This window comes from Undibacterium sp. (assembly GCF_030683615.1).
In the GTDB taxonomy this organism is placed as follows: domain Bacteria; phylum Pseudomonadota; class Gammaproteobacteria; order Burkholderiales; family Burkholderiaceae_D; genus Undibacterium; species Undibacterium umbellatum.
Genome location: NZ_JAUXQE010000036.1, coordinates 67,123 through 93,658, shown reverse-complemented (window position 1 = coordinate 93,658; position 26,536 = coordinate 67,123). Strand labels below are relative to the sequence as shown.

General features: G+C 48.4%; 27 protein-coding genes and 1 tRNA gene. 7 read left to right on the top strand and 21 right to left on the bottom strand.

Annotated elements, in window-relative coordinates; genetic code table 11:
* Positions 1-33: 33 nt before the first annotated feature.
* Both Q8K39_RS18830 and Q8K39_RS18825 read right to left on the bottom strand, forming a co-directional pair.
* Positions 34-753: a c-type cytochrome gene (locus Q8K39_RS18830; protein ID WP_305262637.1), complete on the bottom strand. Its 720-nt coding sequence runs from the start codon at positions 751-753 to the stop codon at positions 34-36.
* Between the two features lie 144 nt (positions 754-897).
* On the bottom strand, positions 898-1,254 hold the full coding sequence (locus tag Q8K39_RS18825) for a hypothetical protein (RefSeq protein WP_186951905.1): 357 nt from the start codon (positions 1,252-1,254) through the stop codon (positions 898-900).
* Positions 1,255-1,481: 227 nt separating this feature from the next.
* Here Q8K39_RS18825 and rpoD point away from each other — a divergent pair, with 227 nt between their 5' ends.
* Positions 1,482-4,010, top strand: a complete 2,529-nt coding sequence (rpoD, locus tag Q8K39_RS18820; protein WP_370868644.1) for an RNA polymerase sigma factor RpoD — start codon at positions 1,482-1,484, stop codon at positions 4,008-4,010.
* 62 nt (positions 4,011-4,072) lie between these two features.
* Here the strand turns inward: rpoD and Q8K39_RS18815 are convergent, their stop codons facing one another.
* Together Q8K39_RS18815 and pnuC are read right to left on the bottom strand one after the other, a co-directional pair.
* The gene (locus tag Q8K39_RS18815) at positions 4,073-4,597 is read right to left on the bottom strand and encodes an AAA family ATPase (protein ID WP_186951906.1); all 525 of its coding nucleotides are present in this window, start codon (positions 4,595-4,597) and stop codon (positions 4,073-4,075) included.
* Complete coding sequence (pnuC, locus tag Q8K39_RS18810; protein ID WP_186951907.1) at positions 4,585-5,175, bottom strand: nicotinamide riboside transporter PnuC; 591 nt, start codon at positions 5,173-5,175, stop codon at positions 4,585-4,587. Before pnuC ends, Q8K39_RS18815 begins: the two co-directional genes overlap by 13 nt.
* A 195-nt stretch (positions 5,176-5,370) precedes the next feature.
* Here pnuC and Q8K39_RS18805 point away from each other — a divergent pair, with 195 nt between their 5' ends.
* Positions 5,371-5,868: a pilin gene (locus Q8K39_RS18805; RefSeq protein WP_186951908.1), complete on the top strand. Its 498-nt coding sequence runs from the start codon at positions 5,371-5,373 to the stop codon at positions 5,866-5,868.
* Between the two features lie 77 nt (positions 5,869-5,945).
* Here the strand turns inward: Q8K39_RS18805 and Q8K39_RS18800 are convergent, their stop codons facing one another.
* Positions 5,946-8,246, bottom strand: coding sequence for a TonB-dependent siderophore receptor (locus tag Q8K39_RS18800; RefSeq protein WP_305262634.1), 2,301 nt, complete (start codon positions 8,244-8,246; stop codon positions 5,946-5,948).
* 221 nt (positions 8,247-8,467) lie between these two features.
* Between Q8K39_RS18800 and Q8K39_RS18795 the strand changes: the two genes are divergently transcribed.
* Positions 8,468-8,671 carry a hypothetical protein gene (locus Q8K39_RS18795; protein ID WP_305262633.1) on the top strand — a complete coding sequence of 68 codons (204 nt, stop codon included), beginning with the start codon at positions 8,468-8,470 and terminating at the stop codon, positions 8,669-8,671.
* 55 nt (positions 8,672-8,726) lie between these two features.
* Here Q8K39_RS18795 and Q8K39_RS18790 read toward each other — a convergent pair whose 3' ends face one another.
* The 5 genes from Q8K39_RS18790 to Q8K39_RS18770 all read right to left on the bottom strand — a co-directional run bounded on the left by Q8K39_RS18790 (position 8,727) and on the right by Q8K39_RS18770 (position 13,471).
* Entirely contained in the window at positions 8,727-9,482 is a 756-nt protein-coding gene (locus Q8K39_RS18790; RefSeq protein WP_305262631.1) for a hypothetical protein, read from the bottom strand.
* Between the two features lie 12 nt (positions 9,483-9,494).
* A complete protein-coding gene (locus Q8K39_RS18785; RefSeq protein ID WP_305262629.1) occupies positions 9,495-10,334 on the bottom strand; it encodes a MipA/OmpV family protein in 840 nt (279 codons plus the stop codon).
* Between the two features lie 139 nt (positions 10,335-10,473).
* On the bottom strand, positions 10,474-11,265 hold the full coding sequence (locus Q8K39_RS18780) for a glycosyltransferase (protein WP_305262627.1): 792 nt from the start codon (positions 11,263-11,265) through the stop codon (positions 10,474-10,476).
* 190 nt (positions 11,266-11,455) lie between these two features.
* Positions 11,456-12,781, bottom strand: a complete 1,326-nt coding sequence (locus Q8K39_RS18775) for an ATP-binding protein (RefSeq protein ID WP_305262624.1) — start codon at positions 12,779-12,781, stop codon at positions 11,456-11,458.
* Between the two features lie 3 nt (positions 12,782-12,784).
* Entirely contained in the window at positions 12,785-13,471 is a 687-nt protein-coding gene (locus tag Q8K39_RS18770; protein WP_230413566.1) for a response regulator transcription factor, read from the bottom strand.
* A gap of 284 nt (positions 13,472-13,755) precedes the next feature.
* On the opposite strand from Q8K39_RS18770, the gene Q8K39_RS18765 reads away from it, so the two are divergent.
* Positions 13,756-14,481 (top strand): hypothetical protein, encoded by a 726-nt coding sequence (locus tag Q8K39_RS18765; RefSeq protein WP_186951914.1) that lies wholly within the window; start codon positions 13,756-13,758, stop codon positions 14,479-14,481.
* Positions 14,482-14,562: 81 nt separating this feature from the next.
* On the top strand, positions 14,563-15,228 hold the full coding sequence (locus tag Q8K39_RS18760) for a GNAT family N-acetyltransferase (protein WP_305262620.1): 666 nt from the start codon (positions 14,563-14,565) through the stop codon (positions 15,226-15,228).
* A 26-nt stretch (positions 15,229-15,254) separates the two neighbouring features.
* Here Q8K39_RS18760 and Q8K39_RS18755 read toward each other — a convergent pair whose 3' ends face one another.
* The 4 genes from Q8K39_RS18755 to Q8K39_RS18745 form a co-directional block, all read right to left on the bottom strand.
* Entirely contained in the window at positions 15,255-16,199 is a 945-nt protein-coding gene (locus Q8K39_RS18755; protein ID WP_186951916.1) for an exopolyphosphatase, read from the bottom strand.
* Between the two features lie 172 nt (positions 16,200-16,371).
* Positions 16,372-16,836, bottom strand: coding sequence for a DUF3060 domain-containing protein (locus tag Q8K39_RS18750; RefSeq protein WP_305262617.1), 465 nt, complete (start codon positions 16,834-16,836; stop codon positions 16,372-16,374).
* Positions 16,837-17,204: 368 nt separating this feature from the next.
* Positions 17,205-17,615 (bottom strand): GFA family protein, encoded by a 411-nt coding sequence (locus Q8K39_RS25010; protein WP_370868639.1) that lies wholly within the window; start codon positions 17,613-17,615, stop codon positions 17,205-17,207.
* 446 nt (positions 17,616-18,061) lie between these two features.
* Complete coding sequence (locus Q8K39_RS18745; protein ID WP_305262616.1) at positions 18,062-18,481, bottom strand: response regulator; 420 nt, start codon at positions 18,479-18,481, stop codon at positions 18,062-18,064.
* 902 nt (positions 18,482-19,383) lie between these two features.
* Between Q8K39_RS18745 and Q8K39_RS18740 the strand changes: the two genes are divergently transcribed.
* The gene (locus Q8K39_RS18740; RefSeq protein WP_305262615.1) at positions 19,384-20,568 is read left to right on the top strand and encodes a HAMP domain-containing sensor histidine kinase; all 1,185 of its coding nucleotides are present in this window, start codon (positions 19,384-19,386) and stop codon (positions 20,566-20,568) included.
* Positions 20,569-20,907: 339 nt separating this feature from the next.
* Here the strand turns inward: Q8K39_RS18740 and Q8K39_RS18735 are convergent, their stop codons facing one another.
* The 6 genes from Q8K39_RS18735 to Q8K39_RS18710 all read right to left on the bottom strand — a co-directional run bounded on the left by Q8K39_RS18735 (position 20,908) and on the right by Q8K39_RS18710 (position 25,412).
* The gene (locus Q8K39_RS18735) at positions 20,908-22,506 is read right to left on the bottom strand and encodes a PAS domain-containing sensor histidine kinase (RefSeq protein WP_305262613.1); all 1,599 of its coding nucleotides are present in this window, start codon (positions 22,504-22,506) and stop codon (positions 20,908-20,910) included.
* Positions 22,481-22,690 (bottom strand): hypothetical protein, encoded by a 210-nt coding sequence (locus tag Q8K39_RS18730; RefSeq protein WP_305262611.1) that lies wholly within the window; start codon positions 22,688-22,690, stop codon positions 22,481-22,483. The genes Q8K39_RS18735 and Q8K39_RS18730 overlap by 26 nt, the downstream gene beginning before the upstream one ends.
* A gap of 139 nt (positions 22,691-22,829) precedes the next feature.
* Positions 22,830-23,075 (bottom strand): hypothetical protein, encoded by a 246-nt coding sequence (locus Q8K39_RS18725; RefSeq protein WP_305262609.1) that lies wholly within the window; start codon positions 23,073-23,075, stop codon positions 22,830-22,832.
* Between the two features lie 124 nt (positions 23,076-23,199).
* Positions 23,200-23,433, bottom strand: a complete 234-nt coding sequence (locus tag Q8K39_RS18720; protein ID WP_305262607.1) for a hypothetical protein — start codon at positions 23,431-23,433, stop codon at positions 23,200-23,202.
* A gap of 543 nt (positions 23,434-23,976) precedes the next feature.
* A tRNA-Ser gene (locus tag Q8K39_RS18715) sits at positions 23,977-24,068 on the bottom strand.
* Positions 24,069-24,161: 93 nt separating this feature from the next.
* Positions 24,162-25,412, bottom strand: coding sequence for an aspartate kinase (locus Q8K39_RS18710; protein ID WP_186951925.1), 1,251 nt, complete (start codon positions 25,410-25,412; stop codon positions 24,162-24,164).
* A 31-nt stretch (positions 25,413-25,443) separates the two neighbouring features.
* On the opposite strand from Q8K39_RS18710, the gene Q8K39_RS18705 reads away from it, so the two are divergent.
* Positions 25,444-25,707, top strand: a complete 264-nt coding sequence (locus Q8K39_RS18705) for a hypothetical protein (RefSeq protein ID WP_186951926.1) — start codon at positions 25,444-25,446, stop codon at positions 25,705-25,707.
* A gap of 165 nt (positions 25,708-25,872) precedes the next feature.
* Here Q8K39_RS18705 and Q8K39_RS18700 read toward each other — a convergent pair whose 3' ends face one another.
* Positions 25,873-26,439 carry a DUF1415 domain-containing protein gene (locus Q8K39_RS18700; protein WP_110254278.1) on the bottom strand — a complete coding sequence of 189 codons (567 nt, stop codon included), beginning with the start codon at positions 26,437-26,439 and terminating at the stop codon, positions 25,873-25,875.
* Positions 26,440-26,536 lie beyond the last annotated feature (97 nt).

Here is a 26,536-nt window from a genome sequence, read left to right as displayed (position 1 = left end):
TGATTCTTAAGAAGAGATGCGCTTGATTCCAGGCTATGGTGCCACGCCTCCACACTTAAGCGGCAATTGCGCATACTCGTCCGCCTTCAATACTGGCGTAATGCTATCCGCGGGTATTTTCTGCATCGCCAGCCAACTCGACACAGCAGCAACATCCTGGGGATTAAGCTTGCTGGCAACCTGCTGCATGCAATCAGGCGCGTGGGCTTTGCGGCTACCCGTTTGCCATGCCCCCAGTTGGGCAATCAGGTAATCGCGTGGCAAGCCCAGTAAGCCAGGAATGTAGGGTGCCAGCCCGGTCATGCTCTTTCCATGGCAGGAAGCACAGGCAGGCAAGTTGCGCGCCTTGTCGCCCTGCAGAACCAGTAAGCGGCCCTGTTCCAGCATGCTCGAGCTCGCCTCTGTGGCCAGTGGTGCAGAATAAGGAGGATGTTGATCGGCAAAATAGCCTGCAATTTCTTTCAGATAGGCATCCGACATATGACCCACCAAATAGGCCATTGCGGGATAGGTACGCTTGCCATCTCTGAAATTCAGTAACTGGTTATACAAATAACCTGCTGGCTTGCCAGCAATGCGTGGATAGTAACCGTCACTGCCAGCGCGGCCCTCAGCGCCGTGGCAGGCAGTGCATGCTTTCAACCTTTGCTCCAGGGTATCAGGGATTTTTTGCGCTGTTTGCGCGAACGCCGCCACTGGCAAAACCAATAGCAGGCCGAGCAGCTTGGCGTTCAAGCGAAAAATGAAGTGCATGATGTAAAAAACAAATATTGGCACAAAGACGCTAGCTTAACAGTTTGTCCAATTTTTTATCACTACGAGCAGCAAACTCTGATCCAGATCAAAAATAGATCAAAGTTGAATCAAATATTGTCAACGAGTCCACCCCTTGAAGCTTCAAGCAAAACTGCCCAAAAACCATGCAAAGCCAGCATATCCGTGGCATCTGCCAGTGAGTGTGGGCAGGCCGCGGGCAGGCTCTAGAAATTTTCTGCAAAAGAAAGCAAAGTCTTGCTTGTCAAGAATGCCTAAGCCGAGGATAATTCTGCCCTTTCGTCTCTTTTGAGGCCCAGATTCAGCAAGATGACCTGGCCCGCTTTTACCAGCGGGCTTTTTTATCCGCGCCGCGCCTGCCGTTGATCTGCAAATGATGATCGCCAGCAGCTTTTCGCCCTTGCTTTTGCCAAACACCATTGACAAGCATTTGTTGTCGTATTCGAATTTGTTACATGAAAAATAGCTTAACTGACTCAAACACTGCTCCTACAACAAAAACAGGCTCTACGCTCACCTTAGGTAAGAAACCACCACTCCAACTGAACCGTCAGCCGCTCGGCGTCGCGCGTGCGGCTACGGTGCAAACTGTTCAGATGGTGGTTCCCGTTGTGGACACGACTGAAGACACGCCTACACTGGTAACGACGCCTGTGACTGTGATTACCAAACGTCGCTCCAGATTGCAATCAGCCACGACTGACGGCATGACAGATGCAAGCGAGGATACCGCCGACGTGCCAGCAGCAGATACTGAGAGTGTTGACAGCACTAGCATGCTATTCGCAACCGCCACATCTGAGGAAGGCGCCGAGCCAGTGCCTGATGCTGTAGAAAATTACAACAAACCAGAAACAGCAACCAGCATTGCGGATGCCGAAGTGGCCAAGCCACGTGTCGTCGTCATACGCAAAAGCGGGCCCAAGCTCGCAAAGAAATTATTGCTGGCTGACCAGCCTGCTGCCGCCGCGCCGACTATCATCAAACGCGAAGCCCGCATAGGTTCTGGCAAACTGGCACCACCAGCACCGGTAGTCACACTGAAACCGCTGGCTGCAGCCTCGCCCGGCACCCCCACCGGCTTCGCTGCATCGACTACACCAGTCAGCAGCCGTGCAACTACAGTTACAGCTGCCGTAGCGACTACCTTGAATGCCATCGTATCTGCCTCACCTGCGGCGGCTGCATCCAGCATCAAGGACATAGATACATCCGCCTATGTCTTGCCCGCCATGCGCGAGCCAGCCAAGCGTGGCCGCAAGTCTTCTGAGTTTCATTTTGAAAATGATGAAATCCAGGCTTTGAATGCGGCTGAATCGGCAGAGATGAAGCGTGCTGCACGTGTCAAGGCCAAGAAGCCAACACCCGGCAATGCAGCCAGCCAGGAAGCACAGCTGGAGCAATATCGCAAGCAATTGACGAAGCTGATCAATCTGGGCAAGGACCGCAGTTACCTGACCCACGCAGAAATCAATGATCACCTGCCTGATGATGTTGCTGACGCTGAAATGATACAAGGCGTGATCAGTACTCTCAATGACATGGGTATTGCCGTCTATGACGCTGCACCTGATGCCGCCATGATGCTGTTGACCGACAACGTCGCCAACAACGTCACAGAAGATGAAGCAGAAGCCGCTGCGGCTGCCGCACTGGCGACGGTAGACTCTGACTTTGGCCGCACCACAGACCCGGTACGCATGTATATGCGTGAAATGGGTGGAGTGGAACTGCTGACACGTACCGGCGAAATTGAAATCGCCAAACGTATAGAAGATGGCTTGAAAGATATGGTGCAAGCCATTTCCGCCTGCCCAGGTACGATACAAGAAATTCTGGTGATAGCCGACAAGATTTCCAAAGATGAAATACGTGTCGATGACATTATCGATGGCTTGCTGGACCCGGATGCGGCAGACGCTCCTGCGCTAGTACTGAGCGAAAATGATGACCTCGACGATCTGGATGACGACGATGATGCAGTAGCCGAAAATGCCAGCGGCATTAGTGACGAGCAATTGCAGCACATGAAAAATGTGGTCTTGCAAAAATTTTCGATTGTCGCCATGCGTTTTGAACAAATGCAGGCTGCCCGCGCCACGGATGGTTATAAGTCTCCAGCTTACCAGCAGGCACAGGTTGCCATCACGCGCGAGCTGCAAGGCATGCGTTTTAGCGTCAAGACGGCAGAAAAACTGTGCGACAGTCTGCGTAAGCAAATGAAGACCATGCGTCAGACTGAAAAGCAGATGCTGGAATTGATGGTCAATAAATGCGGCATGCCACGAGCGTATTTTGTCGAGCACTTCCGTCAGAATGCGACCAACCCTGAATGGCTGAACAAGGAGATCAATGGCACCTCCAGCTACGCCGCCATCCTGGGCAGGAATATTCATGCTGCCCGCGAATTGCAACAAAAACTGATTGATCTGGAAATCAACGTCCGCTTGCCTTTGCATGATCTGCGCGAAATCAACAAGCAGATGGTAGCTGGTGAAAAACGTTCCAGCGAAGCCAAGGCAGCCATGACCGAAGCCAACTTGCGCCTTGTCATTTCCATCGCCAAGAAATATGTCAACCGTGGCCTGCAATTCCTGGATTTGATCCAGGAAGGCAATATTGGTTTGCTCAAGGCCGTGGACAAATTTGAATACCGTCGTGGTTATAAATTCTCCACTTATGCAACCTGGTGGATCAGGCAGGCAATTGCCCGTGCGATTGCCGACCAGGCACGTACGATACGCGTACCGGTGCACATGATAGAAACCATCAACAAGATGAACCGCGTACGCCGTCAGCTCTTGCAAACCACGGGCCTGGAACCTGAACCGGCAGCGATCGCCGAGAAGATGGGCCTGCCAGAAGTTAAAGTTCGTGAAATCCTGAAGATCGCCAAGGAACCCGTTTCCCTTGATGTGCCTATTGGCGATGATGGTGATTCACAACTGGGTGATTTCATTGAAGACAGCATGACTTTGTCGCCAATGGCTGCAGCGATGCAGGCTTCAGTCCAAGAGAAACTGAAAGAAGCCCTGGATTCTTTGAGCCCACGCGAAGCCAAGGTCTTGCGCATGCGCTTTGGCCTCGATACCAGCACAGAATTCACGCTGGAAGAAGTGGGCAAACAATTTGAAGTTACGCGCGAACGCATACGTCAGATTGAATCCAAGGCTATGAAAAAATTGCGCCACCCTGCCCGTGCAGACCATTTGAAGAGCCTGATGGAAAGCAACTAAGTCAGGCCGGGTGTCAAATAAGAAGCACTGCTTCCGCGAGGTTGCAGTGCTTTTTTAATGAATTAACTGAGCAAAAAAGACAGGGCAAACTGCACTTGCTCAAGCCGTGATTGCGTACTACCCTCGACCAGCAAGAAAGGTATCTCCCTTTCATCCAGCACATTCAATACCTCTTCATGCACGCGGTCGCGCACATAGGCAGACTCGCGCTGCAAGCCATCGGCCTGCCACGGGAAATCTGGTGCGGTAACCAGGCAAAAATCATATTGATGGGAGAGTTCCAGTTCGGCCAGCTCGGCATCTGGCTCACCAAAATAATGACGGCTATAGATAGCTGTCATGATGGGGCCAGTGTCACAAAACAGCCATTGCTTCGCCTGGCTCGATAGCTCTGCTTCGCGCTGCACCTGCGTCCTGGCAATCAGGATTTGCTCTTCCTGCCTTGGCACCCGCTGATGTTGCTCGACAAATTCACGCAGATACTCTGGCACCCACACAGTTTGATAATGTGCCGCTAAAGCCTCGGCCAATATGGATTTACCAGAAGACTCAGCTCCCAGTATGACGATACGATTTACTGAGGACATGTTTTACTCCAGGCGCGCAAGCCCATGATAGCCATGAGGATGAAAATAGCGTACAACAGGGCTGTCAACATCAAGCCCTTGTAAACATACAGGCCAACATACAGGACATCAACGATAATCCAGACATGCCAGTTTTCCAGTTTTTTGCGGCTAAGCAAAACCTGGCCCAGCAAACTGCCTGCCGTCAGGAAGCCATCTGCATACGGCACATCTGTATCGGTAAAAGTCTTTAGAAACCAGGCCAGCAAGACAAAAACCAGCAGGGTCGCCCCTACAGACGCTAGCCTGCTTTGTGCATTCAAGCGCGTGACCTTGAGGCGCTCATGTGCATCGTTACCACGCAACCAGTTCATCCAGCCCCAGATAGATACCAGGATGAAGACAAACTGCAAACCCATGTCCCCATATAACCTGGCGTCAAAAAAAACCCCCGCATACAAACCGGATGACAGGATAGAAAACAGCCAGGCCCAGTGTAACTGTCGTATATTCAAGGCGACCGTGATGACGGATAAAACAAAAGACATCAGCTCCAGCCATGTGGTGCTAAAACCGAGTAAGGGGATAGGATCATTCATCGTGCATAAGATAATTGGCGTGCCCGCATTATCAACGATAGCACCCCTTGCTTCATAGCATATTGCGCGACATAGTGCAGTGCTAAACTGTCAAATGCTGTTTTAACCTACTCCACTCTTGATATTTCGATTGTGACAAGCAAGGCTTATCCGCTATATTGCTAGAAATCAAACAATTTACAGAAAATCAGCTTCATGAAAAAACACTCAGGATTCACGCTATTGGAAATGATGGCCGTCGTAGTGATTATTGCAATTTTATCATCTATAGCCATTCCCACCTTTCTGCTCAAAATCATCCGGGAACAGTTGGAAACCGGGATACGCTTTGCAGATATTGCACAAAAACCAGTTGCGGCTGCCTGGCTGGCAGAGCAGAAATTCCCGGCTGACAACCTCGCAGCCGGCCTGCCAGTCGCCGATAAAATTGTCAGCAATCTCGTCAGCTCAGTATCTGTGCAAAATGGTGTGGTAAATATTACATTTGGGAATAGTGCAAATGGTGCGCTCAAGGGCAAGGTCATCAGTTTGCGTCCTGCTGTTGTTGAGGATGCTCCCATGGTTCCTGTTGCCTGGATTTGCTCCAATGGGCCAGTACCCAATAAGATGACCGTCAAGGGCATAGACAGCACGACAGTGGCGGCAGCCAATCTGCCGTCTTACTGTCGTTCTAAAACCGATGGGAAAAAGTAAGCTGCTCTTGGCCCGTTTTAACTCTGAACATGCAATACAAGGAAGGGCACTGCAAGAATGAAGTGCCCTTCCTTATTTCAGAATTTATGTTCGAACATGACACGTGCTGTCACTGTAGTTGGCGTGATATTGGTTTGAACTGAACCACTAGTGCCGGTATAGCTGCTGGCACTGATATTGTCCTGATGCAGAAGATTACCCAGCGATACCCGCAAATTGGTCTTGGGATCAAATTTCCACAAGGCGTAGACATCCAGCACGCGCTTGGGAACAGAATAAGAACTCTGTACTGCAGAAATATTGACAGGGCCACCACTCTGGAAACTGGCATTACCACCTACAGTTAGTGGTATTTTATCCATTTTGTAATCTATACCCAGATTGGCACTGATCGGCGTCTGTGAATCCAGGCGGTTATTCGGTCCAGGCACGCTACTCAGACTGGACCAGTTGAAAGAGAGATTCGCCCTGAAGTCAATTGCCGGCGCCCCTTCCATCATGGCGCGCAAAGGAAATTTGGCTTCCAATTCTATACCCCTGGTCGTTGCCTGACCATCATTGGCTGGCATGCTGACAAAAACTTCTTTAGTGCCATCCATTTCCTTCACCAGAATTGTGCGCGTGATATCTTCAATCTTGCGCAAGAACACACTTGCACTCAACATGCCGCCACCAGGCAGATAATGCTCGTAGGCCACATCCAGCCCCCAGGCCAACTCTGGCTTGAGATTAGGATTACCCTGAGTATCTGGGTTGCTGGCGCTATTGTCGTTTGAATAGAAACGACGCGGTATCAAACGGCTCGCATCAGGTGCTTTATAGGTGCGGGTAATACCTAAGCGGACTTGGTCATTTTTACTGTTTGGCAGCTTATACAAAGTCTGCAATATCGGACTCCACACACTGGACTTATTATGTATGCTATACGGAGTATTGTCGGAATTCAGACCGGACGATTTGAAACTACCGCTGCTACGCGTATCAATACCCTCCCAGCGCAAACCACCATAGATAGACCATTGCTTGGTTACATTCCACTCATCCTGAGCAAACAATGCCAGACGAGTTACGTCAGCATTAAAGTTTTCGTCAAGAGGTTTCGCTTTTAGGCCTTCCAGGGCATTGGCAGCGAAACTAACATTATCTTTTTGCGTGCGAGTCTCACTGCGTTTGCTGTACGCTCCATCCCAGCCAAAGACAAATGAGTGATCCTGAACAAATGGCGCACTGTATTTGCCACTCATGGTGAGCCCTTTGTCAGTCGCACCGGAAATGCTCTGGCGATCCAGTATTTGGGCATTATTCTGGTTATAGCCTGCAAATCCAACATCCGAATTACGCTTGTTATAATTCACACCCAATTTGAGATCCAGCTTGGCGCTGTCGGCCAGCTTGCGTATCCAGTTCAAATTGCTGCGCAACATGGAAAAGTCAGAGTGTATTTTTTGAAAATCACTCGCATAAATTGGTCTCAATCGATCCTTGAGATCGTCTGGCACTGCACCAAACTCAGGCGTCCTGACATTGCTGGAATAACCATCAAAACGGCTAGCATTGACAAAACTTTGCGTTGTCAGCGTATCACCATTTTCAAAATTCCAATTTATCCTCGGTGAAAACCCCACGTTGCTGAAAGTACCCCAGCCCAGGTTATAAGTGTGGGTGTTGACCAGTGAATTACCATTAGCATCCATACGAACTTCATCAGAATACGAAGGCCGTTCATATTTCCCATGATTCAGATTACCGGAGATAGAGTAAGACATGCGACCAGCCTTATCAGATACCTGGTAATTAATATTCTCGCCAAACTTGCCACCATCTTCAAACAAGCCAAGCTTGAGTTCTTTCTGCGCTGTTTGCACTGATTTTTTCAAAACAATATTGATGGTACCAGCGATCGATTGGGTGCTCAGTTCTGCAGTCGCTGCGCGTATGACTTCGATGCGCTCTATCAAGTCAGGGGAAAGCGAATCGAGTGAAAAGCCCGGCGGGCTAGGTTCGCCATTGAGCATGACCTGAGTATAGCCAGCGCCCAAGCCACGCATGCGGATATCACCACCACGACCCTGTACGCCACCAATAGTCACGCCAGGCAGGCGCTTGAGTACTTCACTGACCGTGGTATCACCATAGCGGACGATGTCCTCTTGGGTGACCACGATCTTGGTCGCGGTGTCCTGGCGACGCTCGTCATAGTTGCGTGTGCCTTGTACTTCCACTTTTTGCATCTTGGGTTCTGCTGCTTTTGCATCGGTTTTTTCAGCCAGTTCAGCTTTGGGTGGCGTTGCAGTTTGTGCAAAGGAAGATTGGCTGAAAGCCGCCATAATGGCCAGAGATAAAATAGTCGGGCGCAAAGAAAAGCTGTTTACTTGCATATAGATATTATTGTGGCAATAGATGTGGAGAATGAAGCTGAGACCATACCACATCAAGCCAAGTTCAATATCGCAACAATTCGTTACTTACTCCTGTACATCATTGCAACTGACTATGACCATATCATTCTTGAAACATTCATAAAAAGAATTACAATAAACTTGTCAACGCAAATACCATCTCGCGCATTTAGAGTTGTGTAGTACAACAGGAGTACATCATGCGTATCAACATCATCGCACTTGCGACAGTCGTGGCAGGCATGTTCAGTTTGTCTGGCTGCATAGTCGCACCAGCTCATGGGCATGGCTATGGACATAGGCACGGATATGGATCAGGGGTGTATGTCAGCCCACCACCCATCATTATTCACCGTGGTCACAGTGGTTCGCGCTGGGGCGGCAGGCATTGGCGTCGCTGGTAGGAAGCAGCAATATTGAATGAGACTGCTGCAATTACTTGCATATGATTGCTAGAACTCATTCAAACAGTGGGGCTATAGCAATAGGGGGAAGTTGCACCAGCACTTGACTTTTTTCTGTCACATCTGCAAAGCGCAGGCTTGCGGTCTTATAAGCCTTGTTGCTCTCATCAGGAAAAGCACTATTCTCTTGCAAAGCCAGCGCATGCATTTGCATGTCTGCTCCCCTGAATTTTATCCCCGACTGCAACAGATTTTTTGCATAAGAAAATCTGACCCCTACGCAGGATTTAGCATCTGCTTTGATGTCACCTACACTTTTCAAATACGTCAATGCCTGCTCACATGCCAGGCGCAAATCGGAAACTTCATACACACCGTCGGCCCTGGCCACTATCGATATCCTGCTTTGGAAATTGAGTTGTCCTGATGCCTGGTTCAAGACCAACTCTGCATTTTCATCATAAGCTGATTTCAGCAAAGGAAAACTGGCACGGCCAAGCGCATCCAAAGGCAGGTTAAGGCGCATGCTCTTGCTGACAAGATTTAATTGCAAATTGTCCGGCAAAGGGATGGTTGCCTTATTGAAAACCTGAAAATGACTTTGAATGAGATGTTTTGACTTGCCGTACTTCTCAAACTGTATCATCAGGCGATACGCATTCCGGTAGCTTATCCATTCAGCATCCGCCTGGCTTTCAGATACCTGTGCCGCCGCTTGCTTCGTGCCAGGCGTTGCGCTATTGGTTTGCGCAAAGGCCTGCATGGAAACAAACTGCATCAGGACAAAAATGGAGGCGTACTTAATGATCATGCTTTTATAAAATTAAAATCGATATGCCAAACCGGAATACACCGTGACATAATTTCGCTTACCCAACCACAAGCTATCCTTGTCAATATCAAACTGGTGTGTTGCCGTCACATGCGAAGTAACTATCCAGGACGAACTCAAGTCCCAGTTCCAGTTCAAACCCAGATAAATATTTCTGACATTGGCATTCTTGTTGAATACGGGTTTAGTCGATTTCCAGGTAAATCCCTCACTACCTGAACCTGTCATAATATTTCCTGGCCCAGCAACTGATACATGGGAGCCATCAGCCAGGTTTGGGTCAAATCGCGAGTTGGCAGAATCGAAATAGCGCCTGCTCCACGTTACACCGGATGACAACACGAGCCCATGATGGGAAGCCAGTTTGTAATAACTCCGTCCTTCTATATTCAGGTAAGTGGTTTTTTTTCCTGCCCCTGTCCCGAGCAACAATTTGGTACCTACCCTCAGGTTAGTCAGTGGACGGAAGTTAAAAAAACCGCCAAGCTGAAAACTGCCATCCACATCGCCATAGCCTGCCAGTTTGCGTGCAGCTGATGCACTGCATCCCCGTTGATAAGAAAGCAGAGGGCCAACTTCATAGTCACTGGATGGACTCAAATGCATGCCAAGATTGGTATTACGTAAAAAAACACCATTGCTCCATTGCATTTGCACATTAGGCATGATCCGTGTAGTTTGCTCGCCGCCTACCTCACAACTTGGTTCAGAGAGCACACCGAGGCCGACATACATATCGGAACTACCGTCCGGCATGATGCTTGATGCCGGGGTCTGGGCACAGGCAAGACGGGCGACACAAAAAAGGGATGCGAAGAGAATAGATTTCATGCTGATCAATTGTAGTCGTGTATATACCCAGCCTATCGCCGATATCATCAAAAAAGCGAACCGGCGCCACAGGTACAAAGGCGTGAGAAATCCGCATCATAGACAGCTCTTTCTATTTTCGCAACGTCAATAATCATGCTCAAGGCTCTTTCGTATTGCCTGAAATCACATCTACATACAGGCGCACATAATTTTTCGCCATCATTTCGGCAGTGAATATCGTTTGGCAACGTTTTTGCGCAAAATTGCCCATCTGCGCTGCCAATCCCGGCTTATCCCATAAACGGTTCATGGCGGCACGCAAGGCAAATACGTCTTCTGGTGGCACCACCAGACCAGTCTCATCGGCAATATTGACATAAGTGCTGCCTATCTCTATCTCGCTGGAGATCATGGGTTTGGCATACATCGCTGCTTCCAATAGCGAAATACCAAAAGCCTCTGAACGCAAATGCGATGGAAACACTACACCATAACAAAGACTAAGCAAGGCTACTTTATCCGCTTCTGGCAGAGCTCCCAGAAAATGGACATTCCCCATTTCCAAGTCACTTGCTTGTTGCTTCAGGGCGGCCGCTTCAGGTCCGTCGCCCACGATGACAACCGACATATCAGTATCTGCCACAGCTTCCAGCAAAATATGCAAACCTTTGTAATAACGCAACACACCCACAAACAAAAAGAATCGCCCGGTGAAACGCTCGCGCCATTTTGCCAGCAACTCGCTAGCTGGCTGAGGATAAATATCCTTGTCCAGACCATAGGTGACCGCTTCAGTTTTATCGGGAAATTGATTCAGGAGCGGGCTACCGGGCAAGTAATTGGGCGTAGTCACCACGATCCTTTCCACATCATTCAAAAACCAGTGGCGCAGCGGCTGATACACTTTGTCCAGAAATTTTTTCCGCACGATGTCTGAATGATAGGTCACGATTTTGGTTTCCTGATAACACAAAAATGCACAAGCAGCGACGAAGACAATACGAAGAGTACGACCAGGAGTTGCAAGGCTTTGGGACGGTTTTGCGTAAGTCCTAATGTACTAAGAATGATAGAGAGCGCGAGACAGCAAGTCTTCCCCAACTTGTCTGGCAAATGTCATCAATTTGTAAGTCTGGGACTTAGGGCGCTTGCAGCGGCAAGGAAATGATGAATCTGGCACCACCAAATTGCCCTTCTTGCACGACAATTTGCCCGCCATGTGCCGCAATTGCTTTTCTGGTAATCGCCAGGCCCAGGCCAAAACCCCCTGTGTTGCGATCGCGGCTACGGTCCAACCTGTAAAAAGCCTCAAAGATGCGCTCTCTCTCGGCTGCGGGTATCCCTGGGCCATCATCTTCCAGCACAATTTCCACCGTACTGTCTGTTCTTTTTGCGACCAGCCAGATACGGCCACTGGTGTACTTGGCAGCATTGCGCAAAAGATTGCTGACAGCCCGCATCAGCAAGCGCTGGTCTGCCCGCAAGCTGCCAAGATCGGTTGCCAAATCCATCACCAGTTGATGCTCGGCCAGCACATGCTGCAAGCCCGCCACGCAATTCTTAAGGCTGTCGCTCAATTCAATTTCACTGCAGTTGTGCTTGGCGTCATGATCCAGCTGATCCAGCTTACCCAAATCCAGCAATTCACTGACCAGCGCATTCAGTTCAGCGACATCCGCTTCCATGGCTTGCATGCGCGGTTCAAGTTGCGGATTTTTTGCTGCATTTCTCAATAGTTCCAAAGCAAACTCCAGCCTGGCGATGGGCGTGCGCAACTCATGCGATACCGAATGCAAAAGATTTTTTTGCGCCTCCAGCAAAGCTTCTATGCGCGTCGCCATCTGGTTCATGCGCTGCGCCAGTGGGTAGATGCTGTCGCGCTCACTGGTCTGTGCCCTGACTTTCAAATGACCGGCACCAAATTCATCGGCAACTTTTTCCAGGGCCTGCAAACCGCGCCAGTGCGTGCTGGACCAGATCGCAATCGGGATCAGCAGGCACAATGCAACGATGATGTAGCGCAGCGCTTCGGTTTTTAATACGGGGGCGACATTGATGGGTAATTCCTGGGCGTGGATGACTTCTTCATCACTGCCGATATATCGTTCGCCCTTCAAATCGACACGACGGTAAAAAGACTTGCCTGCGACATCTATGACGACTTCACCGCGCATGAGTTGCGCCTGTTTTGCTGCCACCACTTTGGCTTGCGCAGACTGCAGGGGTATCAGTTCCAGTCTCGCGTGGGTGATTTCTCTGATCTTGTTGAGGCGAGTCAGCCATTCATCAGGCCCGGCCTGATCGACATATTCCGTCAATAATAAAATTTGTCCTGATGCCTGTTGCTGCGCAACTTCTTCCAGTGGGTCACCAAAAAACAGTGTGATGGAAGCGTAAATCGCCAGCGTGGCAACGCTAATGGACAGCATCACCAAGGCAAAAAAACGCAGGAACAGGCGATTCATTTGCTAGTCCCAGGCAGACGGGCTGAACAGATAGCCCTCTCCCCAGACTGTCTTGATTTTATCGGCATGCGAGTCATCAAATTTGCGCCGCAAGCGGGATATTTTATTGTCGATGCTGCGGTCTAACCCATCAAATTCTATGCCGCGCATCTGTATCAGAATATCATTGCGCGACAAGACCTTCCCTGCTGCATCAGCCAGTACCAGCAGCAATTTGTATTCTGCACTATTCAAAGCAACCGGTTCATCGCGCCAGAACACGGTGCGGTCACCACGGCACAGGCGAAAAGCGCCAAATATCAGATCAGCATTTTCATCAACAGGCTCGTCCTTGACGCGCCTCAGCAAAGCGCGCAAACGCGCCAGCAATATCCTGGGCTGGACAGGTTTGTTGACATAATCATCAGCACCTTGTTCGAGACCAGAGACTTCATCAAAGGCATCTTCACGTGCAGTCAAAATCAAAATCGGCACGGCGCTGATGGCCCGCAACTGGCGACAAACCACCATGCCATCCATGCCTGGCAACATCAGATCCAGCACCACAATATCTGGCGAAGTTTGCTGAAAATGGCTCAGTGCCACATCGCCACGGCTGACGATATCTATCGTAAATTCATATTCACTCAGGTATTCGGCGACCAGTGCTGCGAGTTTTGCATCATCTTCCACCAGCATTACACGAAACATACTTCCTCCTTTTTGCCCGCATTGTAGTCGAACAGGCCGCGATTTTACGCAAAAAACCCGCTCTGCTTGCGTGACTTACAATTTTCAGACAATTTCCCGGCAAGCCAGCCTCATCTGTCACGACCTACAAATTTGAGACAAATACTCTACATTTTGAGAACGTTTTCCTTTTCTGACGGCGCTATTCTCTGTCCCTATCAAGCCCTTATTAACTGATGACATCTTAAACTTGCAAGATCGCTATCTTACTAGTTTAAGCCATGTCGCATCTTTAGGTTTTTCCCATGAATTTGCCCAGACATCTATTTTTTGCAACTTTTGCAACCATTGCTGCCACTGTGCTGAGTGCCTGCGGAGGCAGCAGTGATTATATTCCCCAGCCCTTGCCTGCGCAGGTCAACATAGACTTCAGCACAGAACCGGCGGGCTGGATTTTTGGCACATCTGACTTTACCAGCCAGACCAAGCCGACCGATATAGTCACGGAATACCGCAACCTGCCACTGCCATTTAGCGGCAAAGGTTTATACACTTATGGCACCAACCGCAGCGATGATTTATTTATCTATATCAAGAAAAAGTACGCGGGCTTCGCCCCCAATACCGAATATGCGTTGAGCTTTCAAACCACTGTAGTCAGCAATGTCGCTACTGGTTGCTATGGTGTGGGTGGTTCGCCTGGTGAAAGTGTCTGGCTATTCGGCGGAGTCTCCCCCACGGAACCATTGACGATACAAAAGGGAGATGACTTTATCATGAACATAGACCGGGGCAACCAGGCTGGGCCGGGCAAGTATGCCACGGTGCTAGGCACCATAGGCAATGCCAGCACAGATTGTGGCAAAGCGCCCTATATGGAGAAAAAACTCAGCAATCAAACTCCTTTGAAAGTCAGGACCGAGGCAGATGGCAGCCTGTGGCTCTTGTTTGGCTTGGATTCCGGATTTGAATCAAGCAGCCACATCTATTACAAAAGCATCACAGTGAATGCCGTACCTGTCGTCAAATAAGTGAATGCCGTGCCGTTTGCCTGTACGCCAGGCACGCGGCACAGTAAAATTCTCTATTGTGAAAACAATAGATGAACCACCATGTCAGCAGTTACACCTCCCACAGCAGATCAATCCGGCATTGCCGCCCAGATACAGACCAGCGCCCTGGAGGCAGGCATAGCTCAGCGCCTGGCACAACGGGACCAGGCAGTAGGGCCAGCATATCTTAAAGCAAAAAAAATTTTTGGCCACAAACTGTCCATGCGCAATGCCACCGTAGCAGATGCAAGTTACATCGTCGCCTTGCGTACTGATGAACAAAAATCCAGGTTTATTTCCAGTACCTCAGTCGACGTACAGCCACAAGTGCAATGGCTGGAAAAATATGCCCGCGATGACAAGCAAATCTACTTCATCATCCAGAATATGGAGGGAGAGAATATAGGTACTGTGCGCCTGTATGATCAGCAAGCTAACTCATTTTGTTGGGGCTCGTGGATCATACAAGCTGGCGCAGCCAGCAGCAGCTCAATAGAGTCCGCTTTGATGGTTTACCACTATGCGCTGGCTTTGGGCTTCCAGCGAGCGCATTTTGATGTTAGAAAAGCCAACGAATCCGTCTGGAAATTCCATGAACGCTTTGGTGCAAAAAAAACCGGTGAAACGGCAGAAGACTTGCATTACAGCATCGCAGCAAATGACATCCTCAACTCCCTGAGCAGGTATGCAAAATTCCTGCCGAGGGGGATACAAATTCAGTTCTGAATCAGCCGTGCTGGCGCGTCAGCTTATCAGCCATCCTTGTTGATACGGCTAATCAGTGTCGCCAGAACCTGTTCAGCCTGGTCATTGGCAACCTGGCAAGTACCCGCATTTTCATGACCACCGCCGCCAAACTCCAGCATCATTGGGCCAATATTGGTTTTCGAACTACGGTTCAAAATCGACTTGCCAGTGGCAAACACGGTATTCTGATTTTTCAAACCCCAAAGCACGTGGATGGAAATATTGGTCTCGGGGAATAGTGCATAGATCAGGAAGCGGTTACCGGCAAAAATGGTTTCCTCTTTGCGCAGATCAAGCACCACCAGGTTTTTATGCACGGTCGCACAGCGAAGTATCTGCTCCTTGCACTTATCTTCATGCTCAAAGTACAGGTCCACCCTTTCCTTCACATCGGGGTTTTGCATTATTTCTGTGATGCTCTGCGTCTTGCACAGGTCTATCAATTCCATCATCAGATTGTAATTTGATATCCTGAAATCGCGGAAACGCCCCAGGCCGGTACGCGCATCCATCAGGAAGTTCAGCAAATCCCAGTCTTGCGGATGCAAGACTTCCTGGCGATTGAATTGCGCAGAATCACCCTTATCGACCGCTGCCATCATGCTGTCCCAGGACGCCGGGAAAACTTTCAGTCCACCATAATAGTCATACACCACCCGCGCGGCTGACGGTGCGTCTGGCATGATGACATGGTTTTTTCTGGTCCCACCATCAGCATTACGCAAGGTTTCTGACAAGTGATGGTCAAACGCCATATGTAGGCCATCTACATATGGCAAATTAGTGCTGATATCATTTTCAGTGACAACAATCTTGCCATCCTGCATATCTTTTGGATGCACAAAGAGTATGTCATCAATCAAATTCAGGTGCTTGAGCAAGACTGCACAAACCAGCCCGTCAAAGTCACTACGTGTAATCAAACGGAATTTCTTGGCATTGTCAGACATGAATACTCCCCCAGTTTAGTGGTTTATTCCTGATACAACAAAACTCGCTTCGTAAAGGCTGGTAGCTTTTGTTTAATGTAATCACTTTCCCTGCGCTTGTCCATAAAGTAAGTGAATATGGAACAAGTCGTACCAATCACAAAGGGGCGCGCCCCTTTGTTGCACCTGAAAACTAGCGCCTGCTGACCGTGTTGTCATTGCCAGAAGTCTGCACTTGCGGCTCTTGGCCATTCAGCGCCTGCGCCCATTTGACCTGATTATCATTACCTACCACTTGCACCTTTCCGAGTTGTGCCACTGTGATCTGGTTATCGTTACCATTCACCTTCACTTGCGGGCAAGTTCCACTCAGGTTAATCTGATTGCCATTGCCCTGTATGTACACAGGCTGGCCATTGCACTGCGTGCTTTTGCTCATGTCGTTACCATTCATCCGCAGGCCGTCTGCAGACGCAGCCTGCTTGCCGCTTACAGCGCCCACGCTGACACCTGGGGCTTTGACGTTGATATTCGTATTGGCCCCAGTATTCTGGTTCGTGTTCACGCTAATACCTGGCATGTTGATCGATACATCACCTGCATAGGCGCTTGCGCTTGCAAACATCAAGACTGCCAATAAATACTTTTGAATCTTCATTATTCTGCCTTTATTCATTTTAAGAAATTGATCAACCAATTTATATATCTCATGAAGATGTGTCTCAAAACAACTTCATCAAAGCAAATGTGATGCATTGCTCGACAGTATTTGAGAAAACAATTGGGCTCCACCCATGAAGCAACAGTTGCTGAGCTTACAAGGGTGGGACAAGGCAGAATGCTATCATAGTGCCGATAGCGACCCTGAAAATGGAAAATGCCAGCTTGCGCAAAGCAGAGAATCTGAGTGCTGTGCGTCCTGCGTTCTGAGCATGCTGCCTGGTAGCCCAGTTGCTAGGCGACCAAGAACTTGACAAGCCTCTTGCTGCGATGTCACTCGGGTAAGTGTCCTCTGGCTGCTTTCAACTATTGATTGCGGCTTGGTTCATGGCCATCATATCGCGGTAAATTTGCATCCAGATCATCCCAGCTTGCTCTGGATGAGACAAAGTTATGAGAAATTGGCCTTTCAATTATCGGAGAGTCCAGGATACCCAACCTTAAGCGCAATTTTTCAGGAGCATGTTCATTGCTGCTAAAAATGGGGGAAGCACATACTTTGCAAAAATGTCGCTTTTTACCCGGCGCTGTTTCGTAATGATGAATGGATTCCTGCCCGGTTTTTATCAGCATATCGCTGGTGCTGACAAAACCATTGGTCGCATATGCGGTTCCGCTACTTTTCCTGCACTTTGAACAGTGACAATGAATAATAGCGTCTATCGTGCAGTGTACTTCCAATGTCACTGCGCCACAAAGACAACTACCTTGGTACATAGATCTCCTTAACGCTAAGTTGATTGCGGTGGACCACATAGCCCGTCCAATTGTGGGCTATGGGTACAAAAAAAAATTTTGGTGTCGTGCTTAAAATTTGAGCGCAATTTCCGCATTTAAATGCCTTCAACGACTTTGCAATTTGCTTTTCGTCTAAGGTGGGCCTCGAATCGCGCTTCAGTTTTTTAAGTCGGACAGACTGCTAGAAGGATAAATAGTATCAAAGAACACCGTACCTAGTTACACACACCAACATTTATTCCCACAGTTGACATCAGTTTTTTACATTCAAGGCGGCACGGATAGAAGGAACCCCTCAAGTATTTCGTTTCCTGCAAACTCTAACAACATTGAATTTACTTCATCATACGCTTGTCAGAGTTATATCCTTCTTACTGTCCCCTGCATATTCAAACAACACAATAAAAATGCTTTTCCATTTTCGGTTAGGCTGAGAATCCGTCTAATAGCTGTTGTATCCGGCTCAGCTCATAAGGCTTGGGTAACATATGGCAAGGAAAATTGACGTAAGAATGAATATGAGCACCATGACCTGATGAAATGATGATGTGCATGTCTGGTGCCTCGAGTATCGCTTGTTTCCCAAGAGCGATGCCGGACATGTTAGGTAAATTGATATCTGTTAGCAGCACTTGGTATCGTTGCTGCTGAAGCAACTCCAAGGCCTGCTCCCCACTCGCTGCTGCGGTGGGGATGTGCCCTATCATCGCCAGCATGTCGCAAAGCATTTCCAACAAATCCTGATTATCTTCAACAACCAGAATGCGCAAGCCAGTACACCTTTTATCTGCAGCGTCATTGGCGATGGCAGTGTGGAGTGCAGTAGCGGGAAACGGATTTAGCATAAATACCTATCTGGACAAAAAATTGTCCTCACCTGTAGAGCATGGCAAGATCACAAGTGGGACAAGACCAAGCTGAATTAGTATTCGCCCCATTCGCCCCGCCTGACTAAGTCCCGTGCTGAACGAACATGATAGATTAAGAAAAATAATCGACCAAATCTGTACGGTAGGTCACATGCGGTGTTACCAGTGGAGATATTCCATGCTGGAAGCATAGATTGCTCTGCACGAAATATGGAGACAATTTCAACTTGAACAAGGCCAGGTCAACGTGAAATTCCTGGTAAATTGAATATCAGTGCGTGGTAAGATTTTTCCTACAAATCAAGTCGCAGTTATCCTGCATTCTACATCTGGAAATGTCACTATCATGGCAGGGCTATCGCGGCGTAGCTCTGACAAGTCATCTGTACTTCCTGCGCCGTTGTGGTCGAGAAAGTAAACAATAAGACTATTTTCAGAGGAGTCATCATGAGTGATTTTTTCAGTTTTCATTTTTCAACAAGAAATATAAACCTTGCTGCACGCCACGAACAGAGGATTACTCCCAGCATTACGGCAACGGACATGAGTCGTACACAGGAACCCAAAAATTTGACCCCCGCAAAGCAAAACATCCATTTGAAAAAAATGGAAGAGCGCAGTCGGCATTTGCGAACCATGTATTTCTCGAGTTAAATTGAACAGCTTGCGCGCTGACCTCACTCCGCCCAGCATTTGAGACTCGGAAGATTCTGTACCTGCCTGCTCCAGTCGAGATGAATGTGCTCTAGCGCACAGATTTGTTCAGTATCAGACTCCACTATCATGGCATGCGTCTGGCTTTATTGACGTAACTCCCCATATCGGCATATCGCCGTAGACCTTCAATTGACAGGCATGGGATACACACGAGGCCTACCATGATGCACGAATTTTTGATCGCCCATCGCGCAGAGCTTGAGCGCAGATGCCGCGAAAAAGTTTTAGCTCGATCAGGCAGATCGCCGAACAAGCAACAGCTGGAGCAAGGCATTCCCATGTTCCTGAATCAACTGATACGCACGCTAGAGGCTGAACACCGGGGAACCACAGGTGAAGCACTGGCCATATCAGGTTCATCACTAGGCGAAGCTGATCAACAACCAGAACTTGGCGTAACTGCTGCAATTCATGGGGCTGATCTCCTGGCACTGGGTTACTCGATCAATGAAGTAGTTCATCATTACGGCGATCTTTGTCAGGCCGTATCAGATCTGTCGATCGATCTCAACGAAAAATTTGAACTCCATGAGTTCCGCACACTTAATCGTTGCCTTGACAACGGTATCGCCGACGCTGTGACAGGCTTTAGTGAACACCGAGACTTGGTGATTGCCGATGAACAGGCCTTGGAGGCGAACGAACGTTTAGGATTTTTTGCACATGAGCTTCGCAATTACTTGCACACCGCAATGCTGGCAATAGCGGCGATCAAGTCTGGCAATGTTGGTCTGAATGGTTCCACAGGAGGTGTACTGGATCGCAGCATGGTGGGACTACGCGGCCTGATTGACCGTTCTCTCGCTGAAGTTCGAATAGGGCCTGGCATGATACTGCGCCGTGCAGTTTTCAATCTTGCAAATTTTATTGGAGAAGTGCAATATTCCTTTTCACTTGAAGCTGAACTGCTCAAGTGTAACTTTCACGTTGAACAAACTCCGGCCATACTAATGGTTGATGCCGACAAGGACCTGTTGTTCTCTGCGCTTGGCAATCTTCTACAAAATGCATTCAAATTTAGTGGCAAAGGAGGCGTGGTCACGCTTAGCGTTGGAACCAAAGATGACCGCATACGTATCAATGTCAAAGACAGTGGACCTGGAATGAGCATGGAAGATACGCAGGGAATTTTCCTACCTTTCACACAGAGCGGCACCAACAAAAGCGGCCTGGGACTTGGGCTATCCATCGCACGACGCAGTGTCGAAGCGAACGACGGATTACTGACTGTGGAAAGCCAGCCCGGACAAGGCTGTGTGTTCACGATTGATCTGCCTCGTCGATCAGTTACACAAGAAGACGTGCCGAATGCTGCGACAGTCAAGGGACGATGCGAAGACAGATGAAAAGTGCCAGAGAGTCAGCAACGATACCTGTCAGTTTTCGCAGATTTTCAATAATGAAATCTGGCGCAAATCACAGCTACCTCAGATTTACAGGACTTACGCAAAATTGTCCCAGCGAGGCTATCGTTTGAGGAAACCTCTCTTGCAAGAGAGGTTCGTTACGTTAGTCGGTAACATGTTGCCTGAAACCCCAACTACACCGTAGCGACGGAGACTGTACTTTAATACGCGGCTACCAGAAGATGATCTGCAACGTAGCTGGTGCGGTTTTGTGCAAGTCCTAGTAAATTATCCTGCAGTCTGTCGCTGAGTCAATACAATTTTCAGGCCACTGAGTTTCTACAAGGGATGTGAAGTTCTATGCAATTTGTTATTAGCCATTACAGACCTGATTTTAAGCGCTAGCGCTTCACGGCTATATGGCTTGCTCAACAATTCCACACCTGTATCAAGCCGGCCGACATGCAAGACTGCATTTTGCGTATAGCCCGAGGTAAACAATACCGCCAGGTCAGGCAGACGCTCGCGTGCCTTGAGCGCCAGATCCGGGCTTCTCAATGGTCCGGGCATGACTACATCAGTAAACAACAAATCAATTTTGACACCAGTTTCAATAACAGACAGTGCACTCTCTGCGTCCGCAGCATGCAATACTGTATATCCCAATGCAGTCAGTATCTCAATTGCGGTGGCACGAACCAGCTCATCATCTTCCGCAACCAGAACAGTTTCAGTCCCACCAACAACTTCTTCCTGCAACTGTACCTCCAGCTGGCCTTCCTGTCCTGTCGAACGGGGAAAATAAAGTTTAATGGTGGTGCCGCAACCTAATTCACTATGTATATTGACATGCCCGCCTGACTGCTTGACAAAGCCGTACACCGTAGACAAACCTAAGCCTGTTCCCTTGCCTTCTGGTTTAGTCGAGAAAAAAGGATCAAATGCCTTGGATACGACTTCTGACGGCATACCTGAACCCACGTCGGAGACTGACAGCATCACATATTCACCAGCGTTGACTTCAACATGCGTGCTTGCGTAATTTTCGTCCAGAACGGCATTGCTAATTTCTATGGTGAGTTTGCCAACTGACCCCATGGCATCTCGTGCATTGACAGCCAGATTCAGCAAGGCATTTTCGACTTGAGCAACATCGACAAAGGTATTCCACAAGTCATCAGACAGAATAGTTTTGACTTCGATAGTCTCCCCCAGGCTGCGTTGCAGTATATCTTCCATATCAACCACAAAGTGACCAATGTTAGTGACTTTGGAATTGAGTGCCTGGCGCCGTCCAAAAGACAGTAAATTACTGGCCAGTTTGGCACCGCGCCTGACGCCCGCCAATGCATTGGTAACCCGCCGCTCTGCATGCGTATTTCCTGCGATTTCGGCAGAAAGTAGTTGAAGGTTGCCTGAAATGATCTGTAACAGGTTATTGAAATCATGAGCTATACCACCAGTCAATTTACCTATTGTTTCTATCGTCTGCGCCTGCTGCAATGCTTGCTCGTTTTTTTTCAGTGCGACATCAGCTTCATGTTTTTTGGTAACGTCCCTGGTAATCTTTGCATAACCAAGGAATTCATTGAATGCATTGTAAATAGGATCAATCACGACATGAGCCCGGAACTGACTTCCGTCCTTCCTGACGCGCCAGCCTTCCTGCTCAAAACGACCTTCGGTTCTGGCAATCAATAGAGCAAGCTGCGGCAGCTCGCTATGCTGATCCTCTTGAGTATAAAAGCGCGAAAAATGTGTACCGATAACCTCATCTTGTCGATATCCCTTGATACGTTGCGCACCCGCATTCCAGTTATTGACATAACCTTCTTCGTCCAGCATGCATATCGCATAGTCAGTGATCGCGTCTACCAGCAACTGAAAGCGCTGGAGGTCCATCCATTTTTTATCATCCGGCAGATTTTGGCTGGTCATTGGCTATTTCCACAGAAAAAATTTTGTTAGCTATTGCATCAATCAAATCTGCAGCCAATGAAAAAACCATGACTTCTACCAATGCATACCCAATCAAGCTACCAAGAACATGTGCCCCCTGGCAGCCTCGGGGTACCAAGATCGTTTTTTGAATGCACAATGAATTCAATATGATGATTTTCATTTTTCATTCCAAGCACACCAGCTCTTAAAACACCTTGATCCGAAATCTACGTCCATCGAAGGTATAAATGCGAAACTATCCATTTTTACGTTCTATACAGTTTCAATCTGTCCACAACAAGCGAACCTTTGCCTGCGCTTTATCGATCATCGCCGTTGTCGATATTGTTGACAATATCGACAACTATTGCCCGAACACCATGAGATTGCATGTCACCATCGTCATGTCCAACTTTTTCCAGCTCATCTCCAACTCTGATCGTTTGCGTATTTGGCTCTTCGGCTTGTGCTGGCTGTTTTAGGTCGCCTTCAGCGAGAGAGCCCTCAGAGGTATCACATCGATCAGGCCCAGTGCTGTCCTTGCAATCGCTATTTTTCGGTTGCAAAGTCGTCGCGCCAGCATCAGGTGTAGTGGCAGTGTCATTGATGTCTCTCTCAAGAATTAACGTTAGAACACATGTCCTGCAACGGACACCTCACGCAAATCTACCCGTTATTGACTGGCGATAATTAACGCTTGCTAGAGCTGGAACCAGAGCATGATTTAAGCTCTGAGCCAGAAGCAGTCTTGGAACTACTGCGGCCTGGGTCGCCAGCGAATTTGCTGCTACCGAAACTATTGCCATCTTTTTTGTGGCTTTGTCGCCCGGCTTTCACGTGTTGTTCGTGCGTACCGCCCTGAGTATCTGCAGATACGTTAGAATTTGAGAAACCTGATTTATTACTGGCAGAATTAATAGACATGAGACACTCCAAAAATTCACGCAAAATCTTACTGTGACATTACACTGGCTATTCATAACCAATGACGTCATCATAGTCACTGCGCAGGTAAGCGGTAGTCAGCAAAATCGAATTCACTCTGTAGGAGCTCAGGCTGTTTTCAACAGTCCCAAAGCCCACACCCCAGTAAGCGTCCTATGATTCGCCTTTGAGTTTCTTCAATCCGTCAATACGTGTTCTCATCCTTGGATACGAGGTACGTATGTCAATGCAAGCAACTTTGAATTGGATATCTGGAAGTTCAGATGCTACCGTACTTCCCATGCAAACCAATTTAGTCTCTGTTGCACTTCTTACTTGAGCTCGTGCAACAAAATAAGACCCACAACATCCGCTTTGTTTTTGTTTTTGGAAATTCAACTTTAATTACAATTCTGCGCAAAGTCAGATGCAACCTTACAAGTTGTTTTGCGAGGAATTACAGGACTTTCCAATGCATGAGCCCGTCCACGCGGGGACGCAAAGAAAAAGCCCCTGGTTACCCAGGGGCTTTTTCAGTATTGCTGGCGGAGATGGTGAGATTCGAACTCACGATTCAGGTTACCCCAAATGCTTCCTTAGCAGGGAAGTGCCTTCGGCCACTCGGCCACATCTCCACACTATTGCAACCGCCAAAAGCTCAGCTGCAATTGAGACCGTGATAATAGCTGCTTGTAAGACTTTGGTCAACAGTCAGGCCAGAAAAATTTTTAAGCGTTTTCCAGACCAAATGCTTTATGCAGGGAACGAACTGCCAGTTCCATGTATTTTTCATCAATCAGGACCGAGATCTTGATTTCTGACGTGGAGATCATCTGGATGTTGATTCCCTCCTCCGACAAGGTGCGGAACATCTGGGATGCGATACCAACGTGGCTGCGCATGCCTACACCAACGACGGATACCTTGGAGACCTTGGAGTCACCAACGATGCTGCCAGCGCCGATATGCGCCTTAACGCTGGTTTCCAGCACGTCCATGGCCTTGGCATATTCACCACGTGGCACGGTGAAGGTAAAGTCAGTCTTGCCTTCGACGGACTGGTTCTGGATGATCATATCGACTTCGATATTGGCATCAGCAACCGGGCCCAGGATTTGATAGGCAATGCCTGGCCTGTCTGGCACACCCAGGACGGTGATTTTTGCTTCATCACGGTTAAACGCGATGCCGGTGATGGTAGCTTGTTCCATGTGTGTATCTTCCTCAAACGAAATCAGGGTGCCGGAATTCGCTTCTTCTTCCAGCGGTATTAATGGGTCGGTCAGTGATGACAAAACGCGGGTAGGCATGCGGTAGTTACCGGCAAATTCAACGGAGCGGATTTGCAGTACTTTGGAACCCAGCGAAGCCATTTCCAGCATTTCTTCAAAGGTAACGGTGTTCAGGCGGCGTGCATCAGACACGACACGCGGATCGGTCGTGTAGACACCGTCAACGTCAGTATAAATCAGGCATTCTTGCGCCTTGAGTGCTGCAGCAACAGCAACGGCAGAAGTATCAGAGCCACCACGACCCAGGGTCGTGATATTACCCAGTTCATCAACACCCTGGAAACCGGTAATGATGACGATCTTGCCTGCATCAAGGTCAGCCTTGACCTTGGCTTCATCAATCGAGGCTATTCTGGCCTTGGTGTGGGCAGAATCAGTCTTGATGGCAACTTGCCAGCCAGCATAAGACACTGCCTGCTTGCCTATGGCTTGCAGGGCAATAGCCAGCAAACCGACAGAGACTTGTTCGCCGGTGGAGGCAATCATGTCGAGTTCACGGGGATCAGGCTGGGCAGAAATTTCTTTTGCCAGGCCAATGATACGATTTGTTTCACCAGACATTGCTGAAGGCACCACGACTATCTGGTGACCGGCATCATGCCATTTGGCGACGCGCTTGGCGACGTTCTTGATGCGTTCTGTCGAACCCATCGAAGTACCGCCGTATTTGTGGACGATTAAAGCCATAGATATAGAAACTGAGATAGAAGACTAAAGGGTGAAAAATGCGGAAAATCAGCCTCTTACTGTACATGTTGCTCTGCAAAATAACAAGGCACTTGAATCCAGAAAAACGGAAGAAACGCTGGCCTGGGATTTGGTGCAAGCAGATTTTTTACAGAAAGATGGCAATAGAAGTAAGGCATTTGCAGGAAAACCGGCTGGAACAGTACGATATGCGGTACACAAGCCAGCCATTATTTGCCAGGTGGCGGCAAATAGAAGGGAAGTAACAAGGAAATATTGGCTTATTTCCTTTTAAAATCAAAAACTTAAAAAAATATACTCCCTATCAGTATATTCATTTCTAATGATTTACACTGATTAGCGATAAAAAGTAAATTGTAAATTACTTATTTGCATATCAATATAAGAATTCAATTGATTGATATGCAAACCGCTTTTGTTTGATTTTGCTGATCCAGACTTACTTTTTTTCGTATTTGGAAAACAGGCGACGCCAGCCTTCATGGCCGAGCTCGCGCATGGTCTCCATGTTCTTTTCATAGATTTGTTCAGCCTCAGGAAAAGCCTCTACTGCCTTGTCTATGCTTTCTTCACGCAACAAATGCAAGGTGGGGTATGGAGAGCGATTGGTATAGTTTTCTATATCGTCTTGCTCGGTACCAGCAAACTGATAATCAGGGTGGAAGCTGGCAACTTGCAGGATACCATCGAGCTCCATTTCTTCCAGCATGCCATCGGCGACATCCAGGAAATCATTGAAGTCGAGAAAGTCATTCAATGCCAGAGGATGAATCAGCAAGGTGGTTTCTATCTTCTCTGGATTAGCTTCGGCCAGTAATTCAAGCTCGCGCTCCAGGTCTTCCAGCAAGGCTTCTGGAGTTTTGGCCTGGCTGACAACATAACGCACTTGCTGTTTGACCTGCACAGCCTTGGCAAATGGACAGAGGTTCAAGCCGATGACGGCCTTGTCCAGCCAGGCTGCGGTTGAAGAGATAACGTCGTCGGTATCGATGAGATTGCTGGGCATGATATGCATAAAAAGGGGGAAGGCCCGAGGATACCATGCCAGATTTTCAGATGCATGACATCCGACAAATTTGCATGAGATTGAGGAGCCTTCAGTG